General features: G+C 62.4%; 17 protein-coding genes and 1 tRNA gene. 7 read left to right on the top strand and 11 right to left on the bottom strand.

From position 1 onward, the window contains the following. Positions 1-37 precede the first annotated feature (37 nt). From VD811_15260 to VD811_15220, 9 genes are all read right to left on the bottom strand, one after another. On the bottom strand, positions 38-1,045 hold the full coding sequence (locus VD811_15260; protein ID HXV22341.1) for a sulfate ABC transporter substrate-binding protein: 1,008 nt from the start codon (positions 1,043-1,045) through the stop codon (positions 38-40). Between the two features lie 66 nt (positions 1,046-1,111). Continuing rightward, a complete protein-coding gene (locus VD811_15255; GenBank protein ID HXV22340.1) occupies positions 1,112-1,573 on the bottom strand; it encodes an Rrf2 family transcriptional regulator in 462 nt (153 codons plus the stop codon). 208 nt (positions 1,574-1,781) lie between these two features. Further along, a tRNA-Asn gene (locus VD811_15250) sits at positions 1,782-1,857 on the bottom strand. Between the two features lie 599 nt (positions 1,858-2,456). After that, positions 2,457-2,783: an AzlD domain-containing protein gene (locus VD811_15245; protein HXV22339.1), complete on the bottom strand. Its 327-nt coding sequence runs from the start codon at positions 2,781-2,783 to the stop codon at positions 2,457-2,459. Next, on the bottom strand, positions 2,780-3,541 hold the full coding sequence (locus VD811_15240; protein HXV22338.1) for an AzlC family ABC transporter permease: 762 nt from the start codon (positions 3,539-3,541) through the stop codon (positions 2,780-2,782). The genes VD811_15245 and VD811_15240 overlap by 4 nt, the downstream gene beginning before the upstream one ends. Positions 3,542-3,589: 48 nt before the next feature. Continuing rightward, positions 3,590-4,324, bottom strand: a complete 735-nt coding sequence (locus tag VD811_15235) for an amino acid ABC transporter ATP-binding protein (protein HXV22337.1) — start codon at positions 4,322-4,324, stop codon at positions 3,590-3,592. Continuing rightward, complete coding sequence (locus tag VD811_15230; protein HXV22336.1) at positions 4,317-5,276, bottom strand: amino acid ABC transporter permease; 960 nt, start codon at positions 5,274-5,276, stop codon at positions 4,317-4,319. Before VD811_15230 ends, VD811_15235 begins: the two co-directional genes overlap by 8 nt. An 18-nt stretch (positions 5,277-5,294) precedes the next feature. Then, positions 5,295-6,098 carry a transporter substrate-binding domain-containing protein gene (locus VD811_15225; GenBank protein HXV22335.1) on the bottom strand — a complete coding sequence of 268 codons (804 nt, stop codon included), beginning with the start codon at positions 6,096-6,098 and terminating at the stop codon, positions 5,295-5,297. A 43-nt stretch (positions 6,099-6,141) separates the two neighbouring features. Beyond that, complete coding sequence (locus tag VD811_15220) at positions 6,142-6,297, bottom strand: hypothetical protein (protein ID HXV22334.1); 156 nt, start codon at positions 6,295-6,297, stop codon at positions 6,142-6,144. 138 nt (positions 6,298-6,435) lie between these two features. On the opposite strand from VD811_15220, the gene VD811_15215 reads away from it, so the two are divergent. Next, complete coding sequence (locus tag VD811_15215; GenBank protein HXV22333.1) at positions 6,436-7,326, top strand: DMT family transporter; 891 nt, start codon at positions 6,436-6,438, stop codon at positions 7,324-7,326. Between the two features lie 65 nt (positions 7,327-7,391). On the opposite strand, the gene VD811_15210 is transcribed toward VD811_15215, so the two are convergent. Both VD811_15210 and VD811_15205 read right to left on the bottom strand, forming a co-directional pair. Beyond that, on the bottom strand, positions 7,392-8,786 hold the full coding sequence (locus tag VD811_15210; protein ID HXV22332.1) for a histidine kinase: 1,395 nt from the start codon (positions 8,784-8,786) through the stop codon (positions 7,392-7,394). Positions 8,787-8,849: 63 nt separating this feature from the next. Beyond that, on the bottom strand, positions 8,850-8,990 hold the full coding sequence (locus VD811_15205) for a hypothetical protein (GenBank protein HXV22331.1): 141 nt from the start codon (positions 8,988-8,990) through the stop codon (positions 8,850-8,852). A gap of 391 nt (positions 8,991-9,381) precedes the next feature. Here VD811_15205 and VD811_15200 point away from each other — a divergent pair, with 391 nt between their 5' ends. From VD811_15200 to VD811_15175, 6 genes are all read left to right on the top strand, one after another. Then, positions 9,382-10,503, top strand: a complete 1,122-nt coding sequence (locus tag VD811_15200) for a branched-chain amino acid ABC transporter substrate-binding protein (protein ID HXV22330.1) — start codon at positions 9,382-9,384, stop codon at positions 10,501-10,503. A 114-nt stretch (positions 10,504-10,617) separates the two neighbouring features. Then, the gene (locus VD811_15195) at positions 10,618-11,520 is read left to right on the top strand and encodes a branched-chain amino acid ABC transporter permease LivH (protein HXV22329.1); all 903 of its coding nucleotides are present in this window, start codon (positions 10,618-10,620) and stop codon (positions 11,518-11,520) included. A 31-nt stretch (positions 11,521-11,551) separates the two neighbouring features. Then, positions 11,552-12,775 (top strand): branched-chain amino acid ABC transporter permease, encoded by a 1,224-nt coding sequence (locus VD811_15190; protein ID HXV22328.1) that lies wholly within the window; start codon positions 11,552-11,554, stop codon positions 12,773-12,775. Beyond that, positions 12,768-13,568: an ABC transporter ATP-binding protein gene (locus VD811_15185; protein ID HXV22327.1), complete on the top strand. Its 801-nt coding sequence runs from the start codon at positions 12,768-12,770 to the stop codon at positions 13,566-13,568. The genes VD811_15190 and VD811_15185 overlap by 8 nt, the downstream gene beginning before the upstream one ends. Then, on the top strand, positions 13,561-14,268 hold the full coding sequence (locus tag VD811_15180; GenBank protein ID HXV22326.1) for an ABC transporter ATP-binding protein: 708 nt from the start codon (positions 13,561-13,563) through the stop codon (positions 14,266-14,268). Before VD811_15185 ends, VD811_15180 begins: the two co-directional genes overlap by 8 nt. A 70-nt stretch (positions 14,269-14,338) precedes the next feature. Further along, on the top strand, positions 14,339-15,385 hold a 1,047-nt coding region (locus VD811_15175; protein HXV22325.1), incomplete at its 3' end, for a branched-chain amino acid ABC transporter substrate-binding protein.

The raw sequence follows: 15,385 nt of genomic DNA, 5'->3' as shown, positions 1-15,385 counted from the left end.
GGGCGCAGCATGCTGCGCCCCGACAACTGCACCGCGGTTACTTGCCCGGCTGATAAATCTGGTCGAACACACCGCCGTCGTTAAAGTGGGTCTGCTGTGCCTTCTTCCAGCCGCCGAAGACCTCGTCGATGGTGAGGAGATTGATTTTGGGGAACTGCTTCTCGTACTTCTTCGCCGCCGCCTCCAGGCGCGGCCGGTAGAAGTTGCGGCCGGCGATCTCCTGCCCTTCCGGACTGTAGAGGTACTCCAGGTAAGCTTCGGCCACCTGGCGGGTGCCGCGCTTGTCGACCACCTTGTCGACCACCGTCACCGGCGGTTCGGCCAGAATGGAGAGGGAGGGAGCGACGATCTCGAACTTGTCGGCGCCGAATTCCTTGATGGCCAGGAACGCCTCGTTCTCCCAGGAGATGAAGACGTCGCCCAGGCCGCGCTGGACGAAGGTGGTGGTCGAGCCGCGGGCACCCGAGTCGAGGACCGGCACGTTCTTGAAGAGGGCGGCGACAAACTCCTTCGCCTTGGCCTCATCCCCCTTGTTCTGCTTCAGGGCATAGCCCCAGGCCGCCAGGTAGTTCCAGCGGGCGCCGCCGGAGGTCTTGGGGTTGGGGGTGATGACGGAGACGCCCGGCCTCACCAGGTCGTTCCAGTCCTTGATCCCCTTGGGGTTGCCTTTGCGCACCAGAAAGACAATGGTCGAAGTGTAGGGGGAACTGTTGTGCGGCAGCCGCTTCTGCCACTCGGCGGGGATGAGCTTGGCCTTGTCGGCGATGGCGTCGAGGTCGCCGGCCAGCGCCAGGGTGACGACATCCGCCTCCAGCCCGTCGATGACCGCCCGCGCCTGCTTGCCCGAGCCGCCGTGCGACTGCTGGACGGTCACCGTGTCACCGCTCTTCTTCTGCCACTCCCTGGCGAAGGCGGCGTTGAACTCGGCGTAGAGCTCGCGGGTCGGGTCGTAGGAGACGTTGAGCAGGGTGACTTCCGCCGCCTGCAGGCTGCCGACCGCCAGCAGCACCGCCGTGATGACCAGTACGAAACCTCTCTTCCACATGGCTGCTCTCCTTTCTTCTTTGTCTATCAATTAAATAGACTATTAAGGGAAAAAATTTTGCCTCTCTCAAATCTGAAAGTCGACAACGCCTGCCTGCTTCCTTGCTTCATCCTTGGAGCGCTGCAGCATGTCCTGCAGCGTGGTGTGATCGAGAATATCGGCCATGGCGTCGCGTACATCCTTCATCACCAGACGGATGCCGCAGGTCGCCTCATCGAAGCACTCGGTACATCGTTGATAGGCGGTTTCGCTGACGCAGGCGACCGGCGCCAAGGGCCCTTCAAGGATGCGGATGGCTCGCCCGACGCTGATTTCGGTCGGCGACGTGGCCAGTGAGTAGCCGCCCCCCTTCCCCTTGCGGCTCTGCAGCACGCCGGCGTTCTTGAGCTGGAGCAGGATGTACTCCAGGAACTTCTTCGGAATCCGCTCCCGCTGGGCCAGGTCGGAGATCAGCAGCGGCCCCTGACCGTATTCACGGGCCAGGAGGAGCAGTGCTTGCAATCCGTATTTCGTTTTCTTTGAAATCATATTATCTATAGACTTTGTAGGGTTTATTTAAAGTAGCCACACTATGGCTGGTTGTCAACCATTTTTTCAGTGCCTGGAAATCCCAGATCGGACTCGAACCTTCAAGTTGCTGTTTTTGGGCAGATTTATTTGGGCGGGCTTATAGAGAAAAAGCGGTGACAATGGCAAAAAGGCCGATTTCCTTGAGGAAATCGGCCCTTTATTTGTTTGGCTCCCCGGGCCGGATTCGAACCAGCGACAGGGTGGTTAACAGCCACCTGCTCTACCGACTGAGCTACCGGGGAACGGAATTTCGTCTCTAACACATTGATTTTTTAAGTCTCATGCCTTGTAATCGGCTACAAAACCGGGGGTTTTACCCCCTGAAAACCCTTGCATTCTCAGAGACGAGGTGGATTTATACAACGTAGGGGAAAAGATGTCAAGCAGGTTTTTCGTCACCACGTCGGCGGCCCTACCTTACCAGAAATACTGGATTTCTAGCCTCTCGTCGCATTCGTCGAGAATAGGGGGAGAGCTCTCGACGAGGGGGCATGGTCGGTCACATGCCGATCTGGGTCATATTTGGATGCCAATTATCACCAAGTCATGCAGATGCGCCCCTCACCACTCATTCTGTATATCGGCAGACGGCGCATAGCGACTTCCGTCAAGCTATGTGGAATCCTGGCAGGGAGAGAAATGGCTCGGCTGCCGCAGGGCATCGGGGAGGTTGGTTCCTACCAGGGAAGAGACCGAAGTCCAAGTGAATTTCCGTGAACAGATTTGGGCTGGCATGCCCAACAGGGCGTTGCTGGATCAAGCTGCGGAAAGGAATCGGATCAGCTTCCAATGTACTAATTTTGGAAGTTTTATTTTCACACTGGATTTGGGATTTCGGGGTTTAGATTCCAGCCTGCCGCACCAGCCAGTAAAGGAGCATTCCGACCAGGACCGTCCCGCCCAGCGACTTGGTCTTGAGAGCGAAGAGAAAGGTTGGTACCGCTACCAGCAGCTCTGGCCGGCCAAGCTGCAGGGTGCGGGTCGTTGCGTCGGCTAGGAGAGCAGGCGCGACCAGGGCGCTGAGAAGGGCGACCGGAATCAGGCCGAGCCAGTCGATGAGCCACTGGGGGAGGCGCCGCCGGGAGAGGGTTAGCAGTGGAAGCCAGCGAGGCAGATAGGTGACCACCCCCATGCCGGCGACGAGCAACAGGTAGGCGCCGAAAGTCATGCAGTCCCTCTTCCTCCCCGGCGCCGTTGCAGCAGGAACCCGAGGGTAGCCGCTGCCGTCGAGGCGGCGACAACATAGGAATCGCCCGGCACTGCCAGGTACCAGAGGACGGCGAATGCCCCCGACAAAAGGGCGGTGAAGAGGTGGATGCGCTCCTGCAACTGGAAGACCAGCAGGCAGATGAACATGGCGATCAGGGCATAGTCGATGCCGAAGGCCCCTGGTGGAATGAAGGCTCCGGCCAGCCCCCCGGCGACAGTGGCGGCGACCCAGGCAGCGTTGGCTGCCTGGTTGACCGTCAGGGCACGCCAGCGGTCCCAGCCGCCACGGCGGAAACGGGCCAGGTTGACGGCGAAGCTCTCATCGGTGATGCCGTAGGCGAACAGGGAGAGGAAGCCGCGGTGGACCCCGGTCAGAGGTACTGCCAGAGCCGAACTCATGAGGAAGTGTCGAAAGTTGACAACGAAGGTAGTCAGAATTATGGCGCCGGCCGAGGCGCCGCCGGCCAGCATGGCCACGGCGATGAACTGGGCGCTGCCGGCGAAGACCAGCACCGACATCAGGCCGATCCAGGCCGGACCGATGCCTGCCTGTCGGGCGAGAACCCCCAGCGCCACGCCCAGCGGTACATAGCCCAGACAGATCGGCCAGGCTGCCGCCAGCCCGTCCCGCAGCGGCTGTCCAGGGCGTTCGGCGGTCCGCTCCGGCCCTGCGGCGTCCGGCCGGAGAATCTTCTCCTGTAAGTCGTCCCGGTTCAAGCGTGATGCTCCCGGCGCGCGCTGGCCGATCACCCTGCCCGGACCGGGCTAGAGGACCTGGCTGAGAAAAAGCCGTGTTCGCTCTTCACTGGGGGAGGTAAAGAAGTGCTCCGGCGTTCCCTCCTCGACGATTTTCCCCTGGTCCATGAACAGGACGCGGTCGGCCACTTCCCGGGCGAAGCCCATCTCGTGGGTGACGACCACCATCGTCATGCCTTCCCGGGCCAGCTGTTTCATGACGTCGAGCACCTCGCCGACCATCTCCGGATCGAGGGCGCTGGTCGGCTCGTCAAAGAGCATCACCCTGGGTTCCATGGCCAGGGCCCGGGCGATGGCGACGCGCTGCTGCTGCCCGCCGGAGAGGCGGGCCGGGTATTCCCCCTCCTTCTCGGCGATCCCCACTTTTTTCAGCAGTTGCCGGGCCTTGGCCTGCGCCTCCTGGCTGTTGCGTCGCCGCACTACCAGTTGGGCCAGACAGATGTTGTCGAGAACCGTCTTGTGCGGGAAGAGGTTGAACTGCTGGAAGACCATTCCGACCTCTTGCCGTACCCGGTTGATGTCGGTTTTGCGGTCCGCCAGGTCCAGGCCGCCGATCACGATGTGTCCCGAATCGAAGGTCTCCAGCCCGTTCAGGCAACGCAGGAAGGTCGATTTGCCCGACCCGGAGGGGCCGACGATTACCACAACCTCCCCTTTGGCGATGGCGACCGACACCTGGTTCACCGCCTGCACCGTCTGCCCCCGGCCACGGAAGGTCTTGACTACGTTCTTCGCTTCAATCACTGATCGCTAGCCTCCGCTCCATCCAGAAAATCACCTGCGACAGCACCGAGGTGAGGATCAGGTACATGGCGGCGACCACGAACCAGATCTCGAAGGTGGCGAAAGAGGAGGTGATCACTTCCCGCCCGCTTTTGGTCAGATCCGTGATGGCGATGACCGAAACCAGGGAGGAGTCTTTTATCAGACTGATGAACTGGCCGGCCAGGGGCGGCAGCGTGCGCTTGAAGGCCTGGGGCAGGATGATGTGCCGCATCGCCTGCGGCACGGTCATCCCCAGGGAGCGCGCCGCCTCCATCTGCCCCCGGGGAATCGACTGGATTCCGGCCCGGACGATCTCCGCCACGTAGGCGCCGGCAAAGACCGCCAGCGCGCCCACGCCGGCCACCATCCGGTCGAGGTTGAGCACGGTGCCGATGAAGAAGTAGAAGATGAAGATCTGGACCAGCAGGGGCGTGCCGCGGATGAGTTCGACATAGGTAACCGCCAGCCCGCGCAGGGCCGGGTTGCGCGAGATGCGGCAGAGCCCTGTGCAGAGGCCGATCGCCAGGCCGAGAATGCCGGAAAGAAAGGAGATCCAGATGGTCACCCAGAGTCCCTGCAGCAGGGGGCCGACCTTCCACCGGGAGGTGCTGCCGAGCAGATCTCCCTCGAAGAGCTCCTCGCCTGGGGCTACCCGCACGGAGTCGCCGGCGACGGGAACCCGCAAGATCTCGCTGGTGGCGCTTTGGAATACCACGACGGTCGAACCGCCTTCGCGGACCAGGTCGATGACCTTGCCGTCGGCAGGGGCCTTATGCAATTCTTCGGCGTGATAGAAGAAATACTGGGGGACCCGCTGCCAGCGCCAGGTGTAGTCGATGCTCTTGGTCGCCCCCCAGATCCCGGCGGCCGCCAGGATCAACACGGCCGCCAGGAGGAGCTTCCAGAGAAAATCTTGACGTTGGTCCGTCACGTGCCGTTTCCGCTCCCTTTACTGGAGTTCCTGCAGCCAGGCGCTGTCCTGGAACCACTTGCGGTAGATCTTGTCGTAGGTACCATCCTGCTTGATCTCCTTGAGGAATCCGTTGAGGAAGGCAAGCAGCTCCGGGTCGCCCTTGCGGATGGCCCAGCCGAGCGGTTCGGTGGTGAAGGGCCGGTCGAGGAAGACCAGCTTCCCCTGCCCCTTCTGGGCGAAGGCGACGGCGTTGTAGGGAGAGTCGTAGACGAAGGCGTCGATCTTGCCGTTGACCACTTCCATGACCGCTTCCTGTTCGGTTTCGTAGGAGAAATATTTGGCCTTGGGGAGATGCTCCTTGGCGGCGATCTCGCCGGTGGTACCCAGCTTGGAGGCGACCTTGTACTTCGGGTCGTTGAGGTCCTTGTAGGATTTGACCGTCCCGGCCAGCTCCTTGCGGACCAGCAGCGTCTGGCCGATGACAATGTAGGGATCGGCGAAATCGACCACCTGGGTGCGCTCGTCGGTAATGGTCATGCCGCTCATGATGATGTCGAACTTCTTGGTCATCAGCGAGGGGATGATGCCGTCCCAGGCGGTGCTCACCAGCTCGAGCTTGACCCCCAGCGCCTTGGCCATGCGCTTGGCGCAATCGGGGTCGAAGCCGATGATCTCCCCCTTCTGGTTGGTCAGCTCGAAGGGCATGTACCCCGGCTCCATGCCGACCCGCAGGGTTCCACGCTGGCGAATCTCATCAAGGGTTCCGGCGGCCTGGGCAGGACCGACAAGAGTGACGGAGAGAGCGAGCAGCGCCAGGGCGGCCAACACCAGATTTTTCATGGTTTCCTCCTTCATTATTTCATGGGGATGTGTGGATGGGGGGTCAGTACGATTTTCCCTCGTCGAGCAGTTCGGCGATGACCATCGGGATGTCGCAATCGGGGCAACGGGGGAACTGCTCCTGCGGCAAGTAAATGATCTCCGTATGCCGACAGCGCGGGCAGACGATCTGGACCGGTTCCTTTTTCCCTCTTTCCATGCTAGACTCCCGGGCAACTCGTCCCGCCAAACTTTTTTTGCTTTAGCGAAACAGCCTTTTTTATAGCACAGTCGAAACCTGCCATACAAGCCGGTTCGCAATCTTCGCGCCCGCCAGCCGGGTCCAGCGGAAACTGCCATGAATAACCAACCCAGCCGGGGCTTTGCCGAATTTCTGCTGGTCACCGCGACCCTCTTCTGGGGGGCGACCTTTCCCGTGGTCAAGGCGGCGGTGACCGAAATCCCGGTCCTGTCCTTTCTCTGGGTGCGCTTCGCCCTCTCGGCGCTGCTCCTTGCCCTGCTGGCCGGGCGGGGCCTGCGCAGCCTCGACGCCCGCGGGATTCGTCGGGGCGTCTTCCTGGGAACGCTCCTCTTTCTTTCCTATGCCTTCCAGACCTTCGGCCTGGAGCAGACGACATCGGCCAACGCCGGCTTTCTCACCGGGCTCAACGTGGTCTGGGTCCCCCTGCTGGCCGGCCCGCTGCTGGCCAAACCGCCGGCGGCGGGAGCGCGCATCGGCGTGGCGCTGGCGCTCATCGGCCTTTTTCTGCTGACCTGGCAGAGCCCCTGGCGGCTCAACCCGGGCGACGCCCTGGTGATCGCCTGCTCCTTCTTCGTTGCCCTGCACATCCTCGGTCTCGACGCCTTGACCGCCGGTTATGACGGGCGGGCGCTGACCTTCGTGCAAATCGGCACCATGGCGGTGCTGAGCCTGCTGGGGAGCCTTTTGTTCGAGCCGGTCACCTGGCCCCGCGCCTGGAGCCCGACCCTGCTGTGGGCGCTGGGGATCACGGCGGTCTTCGCCACCGTCTACGCCTTCTGGGTGATGACCAGCTTCCAGCGCCTGACCACCCCCACCCGCGCCGCCATCATCTACACCCTCGAGCCGGTCTTTGCGGCGGCCTTCTCCGTTCTGCTGATTGGCGACCGCCTCACCCCCGTCGCCTGGGCCGGCGGTGGGCTGATCGTCCTCGGCATGACGGCCGCGGAGCTCTTGCCGGCCAGGCCACAGGTCGAACCCGTTACCTGAGTCGCTCCTGAAAAAACGGACCGGGCTTTTCTGCCCGGTCCGTTTTTTTCTTTACAGTCACTGCATCAGAAGGTCAGCCGCACCGACGCTTCCGAACGGAACACGTTGTCGCCATGGCCGTCGATGGCCAACTCATCCCAGGCCTTGCCGCCAAAGAGGTAGCCGGCATTGAGACCGGTGGTGAGCCCCTTGGTCACGGCATACTCGACGCGCGCGTTGATTTCGTGGCCGAGTTCCTTGTCGTGGATCACCTCCGCGGCGGTGCTCCAGTAGAAGTAGCCGCCCCCCACCGAAAACTTGTCGGTGACGTTGAAGGTGGCGTTGAGGTAGGGAACATTGAAGCCACGGTCGAGGAAGTAGTTGGAGCCGATCATGTAGTTGTCGTCGGCCCAGTATCCGGAGAAGACCTGGCTGCCGATATTCTCCAGGTAGGCCTCCAGGGAGTGGTAGTTGTTGACATCGCCATCGGTCTGGCTGCTGTCGCCGGAAGCGTAGAGCCAGCCGGCGGTGGCCCGGCCGCGCTCGAGGGCGTAGCTTGCTTCGGCGTTGAGCAGGTAGGCGTCGCGGTCGAGCGTGTTCCGGTTGCCGGGGGCGAAGGTCAGGCCGGTGGCGGCGTCGATCTCGCCGGTCTGGTAGATGGCCGTGGCGCCATAGAAGAGCCGGCCTGACTGCCCTTCGCCGGAGAGGCCGAGCCAGTAGATCTGGTCCATGGCCTCGGAGACTACCGGCGTGACGAAGTCGGGGCTGAACAGAGCCTCCTGGCCGAATTCGCCGTAGGCGGCGAAGCCGTAGAGGCGGTGGCCCGGCGCGAACTTGTAGGCGGCGTCGAGGACATAGACGTCGTCGTTGGTGTTCTTGGCGTCGCGGCCGGTGCCGCCGTTGGTTACGTCGTTGCGCCACCAGCCGAGGCTGTACTCCAGGTCGCCGCGCTGAGCCGCCCACTTGACCCCCGGGGCGTTGTCGTTCCAGAAGTAGGCGTTGTAGCCGACGGGCATCAGGCCGACCGAGAGGTGGGAGGCCGGGTCGAAGGGGACCTCGAAGTCGACGTAGCCCCAGCGGAATTCGAAGATGTTGTCGTCGCCGGCGAAGTCGAGGCCGCCGACCTGGCCGAATTTCCGGCCGCCGAACTCGAAGCCGAGCACCCCCTTGACCTTCTTGTCGTCGTCGGTGGCGTTGAACCAGAGGCGGTACTTGATCTCCCCGAAGAAGTCGGAGTCGTTGGCCCTCTTCCGGGTATCCAGGGGGACGCCGGAAACCAGACCGGTCAGGTTGCGGATCTGAGCGTTGGTGACGTTGACGTATTGGATGCCGGGCTCGGAAAAGACGTCGAACAGCTCGGCCTGATTGCTGTACATCAGCCGGTTTTTGAAGTCCCCGTGCACGTCGACCTGAAAAGCAAAGGCGGGGGCGGCCAGCAGGCCTCCCAGGAGCAGAGCATAGAGCAGTCGCGAAACTTTCATCAATCGCCTCCTGATATTAAATGAATGTTGCTGAAAATCAGGCAAACTCTAGTAATTAGGTGGTCAGCGCTCCGCCGGCGCCATGAACTCATAGCCGCAGGCGGGGCACTTGACGCGGATCTGCTCTTCCTTTTTGGTTGCCGCACAGGCGCCGAGGGAAAGGGCCAGAAGACTGGCCAGCAGGGTTACAATTGCCTTTTTCATCCAAAGCCTCCTTGTTAGGGTTTCAGTCATCCGGAGAAGTTAATCGTCGGTCGCCCCGTCTCACCAGATGGAATTTGAAATAGTGCCAACATGGGATAAAATTAACGCTTGATACAGCGTTTATCTTCGGAAGTCAACGGATTTTTATCCAGACCAAACGCTGCGCCGCGAAAAGGCCTTTTTGCCATGGCCAAATTCAGCCATTTTCGCTCCATTTTGGCCACACACCGTCTGACATCAGCCGAAAAGACCTTGATACTTTTAATTTTTTTTCCACATTGGGCTCAATTAGGGCCTTGACTGGCAAGGTTTATTTAAACTATACATTGAATGCTGTTCCGATAGCGAACACTGTTTGCCCTATCCATATTCTTTCCAATGGAGGCCACGAATGAAGAAAATGCACCTCGCAAGCTGGCTATTTGCCCTGGGGTTCACACTTCTCCTCTCCGCTCCCGCCCTGGCCGCTGACACCATCAAGCTCGGCGTCGCCGGCCCGCACAGCGGTGACCTCGCCGCCTACGGCATACCCACCAAGGATGCTGCCGAGATGGTGGCGGCCGAGATCAATGCCAAGGGGGGGGTGCTGGGCAGGAAGGTCGAGCTGCTGATCCAGGACGACCAGTGCAAGCCCGAGATCGCCGCCAACGTGGCGACCAAGCTCGTATCCCAAGAGGTTGACGTGGTGGTCGGTCATGTTTGCTCCGGGGCGACCAAGGCGGCCCTGGGCATCTACAAGGACGCCAAGGTCATCGTCATGTCCCCCTCGGCCACCAATCCGCCCCTGACCAAGGGCGGCGAATACCCGAACTTCTACCGCACCATCGCCGCCGATGATGATCAGGGGAAGCTGGCGGCCACCTTCGCGACGGAGAAACTGGGCGCGAAGAAGATTGCAGTCATTCATGACAAAGGGGATTACGGTAAGGGATTTGCCGATTTCGCCAAGCAGTTCGTCGAGCAGGGAGGCAAGGCCAAGGTGGTGATGTACGAGGGGATCACTCCTGGCGCCATGGACTACTCGGCGGTGGTACAGAAAATCCGCAAAGAGGGGGCCGATGCAGTGATCTTCGGCGGCTACCACCCCGAGGCCTCCAAGCTGATCGCCCAGATGAAGAAAAAGCGGGTCGACATCCCCTTCATCGGCCCCGACGGGGTCAAGGGGGTAGGATTTCTGGAAATCGCCCGCAAGGACGCCGAGGGGGTTTACGCCACCGGCCCGATGGACGTCTCCAAATACGAAGCGAACCGCAAGGCCAGAACCGCCTACCAGAAGGCCCACGGCTCCGAGCCGGGGACCTTTTTCGACCAGGGCTATGCCGCCGTTCAGGCTCTGCTCCATGCCATCGAAGTGGCCGGCAGTACCGATTATGAAGCACTGACCAAGGCTCTGCGCAGCTCTTACGTCGAAACCACCGTCGGTCGCATCAAGTTCGACCAGAAGGGGGATGCCGAAGGGGTCGGCTTCGCGGTCTATCAGGTCAGAAACGGCGAGTTCGTCGAGGTCAAGTAACGCCGGCAGCGCCTCAATGCCGCCGGGGGAAAGCCTCTGCCTTTCCCCCGGCTTTTGCGTGAACCGTTTTGCCGGCCCGGCAGGCCGGCCACTGCCACGAGGCGGTAGCAAGCGATGGACTACTTTCTCGAACTCTTCTTAAGCGGCTTGACCCGGGGCAGCATCTACGCCCTGATTGCCCTGGGCTACACCATGGTCTACGGCATCATCCAACTGATCAACTTCGCCCACGGCGAGGTCTACATGATCGGCGCCTTCGTCGCCCTGGTCGTTGCCGGGGCGCTGACCATCTACGGCTTCACCGGCGTGTCGATCCTGCTGCTGGCCGCGCTGGTGGCCGCGATCTACGCGGCGGCTTACGGCTACACCCTGGAGCGCATCGCCTACCGTCCGCTGCGGGGGGCGCCCCGCCTCTCGCCGCTGATCAGCGCCATCGGCATGTCGATCTTCCTGCAGAACTACGTCCTGCTGGCACAGACCCCGGACTTCCTCCCCTTTCCGGCCCTTATCCCCGACTTCGACTTCATGGAGCCGGTGGCTCACATCATGGGGTCGGCGGAACTGGTCATCCTGCTGGTGACCGCGCTGACCATGGTCGTCCTCACCGTACTCATCAAATACACCCGCATCGGCAAGGCGATGCGGGCCACCCAGCAGGACATGACCATGGCTCGCCTGGTCGGCATCAACGTCGACCGGGTGATCTCCGTCACCTTCGTCATCGGCTCGGTCCTGGCCGCCATCGGCGGGGTCCTGGTCGGTTCCTACATCGGTCAGATCAACTTCGCCATCGGCTTCATGGCCGGGGTAAAGGCCTTCACTGCCGCGGTTCTCGGCGGCATCGGCAACATTCCGGGCGCGGTCCTCGGCGGCCTGGTCCTGGGATTGACCGAGGCCTTTGCTGCCGGTTACATCTCCAGCGCCTACGAGGACGTCTTCGCCTTCGGGCTGCTGGTCCTGATTCTCATCCTTCGGCCGACCGGAATTCTGGGCAAGGCGGTCAGGCAGAAGGTCTAGCTCGCGCAGGCGCAACACGCCGGGATTGGATATGAAAAACTTCAAGCACTCCTGCGGAGTCGCTCTCTGGTTCATGTTCCTGACCCTGCCGCTACTGGGGGTGCGGGTCAACACCATCAAGAGCGAGGTCGAATGGCGCTGGCTGAGCATCCTCTGGGTCGGCCTCGGCGCATTTGTTCTTTCCTATTTCTGGCGATGGTCGCTGCAGCGGCGGCAGGGACAGCCGAAGCGCCCGCAAGGGGGAGCCGCAGAACCGGCGGCGCCGGGCCTGTTGCAGCGACTTCTGGAAGAGCCGGGCCTGTACCGGCCTATGCTGGGCGCTATTCTGCTGGCCACAGTGATTTTTCCCTGGCTGGTCGACACCTACCAGGTCAACATCATGATACTGGCCCTGATTTTTGTCGTCCTGGGCCTGGGGCTCAACATCACCGTCGGTCTCGCCGGCCTGCTTGACCTCGGCTACATCGCTTTTTTCGCCGTCGGAGCCTATGCCTACGCCCTGCTCAACCTGCATTTCGGCCTCGGCTTCTGGCTCTGCCTGCCGATCGGCGGCCTGCTGGGAGCGCTGTTCGGGGTACTGCTCGGGTTCCCGATCCTGCGCCTGCGCGGCGACTATCTGGCGATCGTCACCCTCGGCTTCGGCTCCATTGCCAAGATTGTGCTGGAGAACTGGGACACGGTCTTTTACGGCGCCGCCGGCATCGCCAACATCGACCGCCCCGGGCTCTTCGGTCTTGACCTGAAGCTGACGGCTGTCACTACCTACACCTACTACCTGATGCTGCTGCTGGTCGCCTTCACCATCTTTGTCACCAACCGTCTCAAGGACTCCCGGATCGGCCGCGCCTGGATGGCTTTGCGCGAGGACGAGATCGCCTGCGTCGCCATGGGCGTCGACATGGCCCGCACCAAGCTCTCGGCCTACGCCCTCGGCGCCTTCTGGGCAGGGCTGGTGGGAGTGATTTTCGCCGCCCGCAACACCTACATCAATCCCAACAGCTTCACCTTCATGGAGTCGGCCATGGTCCTCTCCATCGTCGTGCTCGGCGGCATGGGGTCGATCATCGGCGTCATCATCGCCGCCCTGGTCCTGATCCTGATGCCCGAGTACCTGCGGGCCTTTTCCGAGTACCGGATGCTCGTCTTCGGCGCGGTCATGGTGCTGATGATGATCTTCCGCCCCCAGGGGCTGATCGCCAACGTACGCAAGACCTACGCCTATCGCAAGGCCGCCGCGGAGCAGGCTCATGGCTGAGAACAACCGGAAGCTGCTGGAGGTCAGGGAACTGACCATGGATTTCGGCGGTCTGCGGGCGGTGGACGGCGTCACCCTGGAGGTGGGCGCCGGCGAGATCGTCGCCCTGATCGGGCCGAACGGCGCCGGCAAGACCACCTTCTTCAACTGCGTAACCGGCATCTACCGGCCAACCCTCGGGGAAATCATGGTTCATCCCCCCGACGGGCGCAGCCAGCGCATCAACGGCTGGAAGCCGAACCGGGTCACCGCCAGCGGCATGGCGCGCACCTTCCAGAACATCCGCCTGTTCCAGAACATGACGGTCCTGGAAAACGTCATGATCGGCCGCCACTGCCGGACTACGACCAACATCCTCGGCGCCATCCTGCGCGGCGCCAGTAGCCGGCGGCAGGAGAAGGAGACGATCGAGACCAGCTACCACTTGCTGGAGAAGGTGGGGCTGTCCCGCTTCGCCAACGAGTTCGCCAAGAATCTCCCCTACGGCGGCCAGCGGCGCCTGGAAATCGCCCGGGCCCTGGCCACCCGCCCCTTTCTGCTGCTGCTCGACGAGCCGGCCGCCGGCATGAACCCCCACGAAACCCATGAGCTCGACGAGTTGATCGTGCGCATCCGCAAGGAGGAAGGGGTCGCCATCCTGCTCATCGAGCACGACATGAAGCTGGTGATGAACATCTCCGACCGCATTTACGTCATGGAATACGGCAAGAAGATCGCCAAGGGGACCCCCCAGGAAATCCGCCGCAACCCCAAGGTGATTGAGGCCTATCTCGGGGAGGCGAGCGATGCTTAAGGTCAACGCCATCGACGCCCATTACGGCAGTATCCAGGCCCTCAAGGGGGTGAGCCTGGAGATCGAGGAGGGGGAAATCGTCACCCTCATCGGCGCCAACGGCGCCGGCAAGACCACCACCCTGATGGCCCTCTGCGGCGTCGTCCCGCCCCGCTCCGGCGAGATCCTCTTCCAGGAGCAGCCAATCCAGGGCCTCAGCCCCGACCGCATCGTCGCCATGGGGATCATCCAGGTTCCCGAGGGGCGCCGCATCTTCCCCAATATGAGCGTTCTGGAAAACCTGGAGATGGGTGCCTATCTGCGGAACAACAAGGCGCTCATCCGCCAGGACCTGAACATGGTCATGGACCTCTTTCCGATTCTCGCCCAGCGGCGCAACCAGCTGGGTGGAACGCTGAGCGGCGGCGAGCAGCAGATGCTCGCCATCTCCCGTGCCCTGATGGCCCGGCCGCGGCTTCTGCTGCTCGACGAACCCTCGCTGGGGCTGGCGCCGATCATCATCCAGCAAATCTTCGAGATCATCCGCAAGATCAACCGCGACAGCAACACCACCATCTTTCTCGTCGAGCAGAACGCCAACCAGGCCCTCAAGCTCGCCCACCGCGGCTACGTCATGGAGAATGGCCGGATCACCCTGACCGATTCGGCCGAGAACCTGCTCAACAACGAAGAGGTGAAGAAGGCCTATCTGGGGATCTGAGGCGGCCCCTTGCGGCGGCCCGCCTGCCATTGGTGTGCGCCAAGCACCCATTACGCTGAAGGAGGACTCCATGCAGAAGGTACTGATGCTGGCGACGCTGCTTTGCCTGCTGGCCGGGGCGGCCGCCGCCGAAACCGTCAAGATCGGGCTCATGGCTCCGATGACCGGCTCCTGGGCCAGCGAAGGGCAGGAGATGAAACGGATCGTCGAGCTGCTCGCCCAGGATCTCAACGACAAGGGGGGAGTGCTCGGCCGCAAGGTCGAGGTCCTGGTTGAGGACGACGGCGGCGACCCCCGCACCGCCTCACTGGCGGCCCAGCGCCTGGCGACCCGGGAGGTGGCGGCGGTGATCGGCACCTACGGCTCCTCGGTCACCGAAGCGAGCCAGACGATCCTTGACGAAGCGCAGATTATCCAGGTCGCCAACGGCTCCACCGCCGTGCGTCTGACCGAGAAGAAACTGGGGTATTTCTTCCGCACCTGCCCCCGGGACGACGAGCAGGGGCGGGTGGCGGTCGGCACCCTGAAGAAGATGGGGTTCAAGAAGATCGCCATCCTGCACGACAACACCAGTTATGCCCGTGGCTTGGCTGAAGAGGCCCGCGCCCTGCTGCCGAAGGAGGGGGTCCAGGTCGCCTTTTTCGACGCCCTGACTCCCGGCGAGCGCGACTACACCGCCATCCTCACCAAACTCAAGGCCGCCGGTCCCGAGGCCGTCTTCTTCACCGGCTATTACCCGGAAGCCGGACTGCTGCTGCGGCAGAAGAAGGAGATGAACTGGCCGGTCCCCTTCCTCGGCGGCGACGCCACCAACAACCCCGACCTGGTGAAGATCGCCGGCAAAGAGGCCGCCGAGGGCTATTTCTTCCTCAGCCCGCCGGTCCCTCAGGATCTCCCCTTCGAGAAGGCCCGCCGTTTTCTCGACGGCTACCGGAAGAAGCACGGCAGCGTACCGGGCTCCATCTGGGCGGTCCTGGCCGGTGACGGCTTTCTGGCGGTGACGGCCGGGATGGAGGGGGCCAAATCGACCGACCCCGACAAGCTGGCCGGCTACCTGCACAAGGAGCTGAAGAACGCCGAGGGGCTCACCGGTCCGATCACCTTCAACGCCAAGGGG

The organism is Desulfuromonadales bacterium, assembly GCA_035620395.1.
Taxonomy (GTDB): Bacteria; Desulfobacterota; Desulfuromonadia; order Desulfuromonadales; family DASPGW01; genus DASPGW01.
The sequence above is the reverse complement of the archived record's forward strand: the minus strand, read 5'-3'. Positions and strand labels throughout refer to the sequence as shown.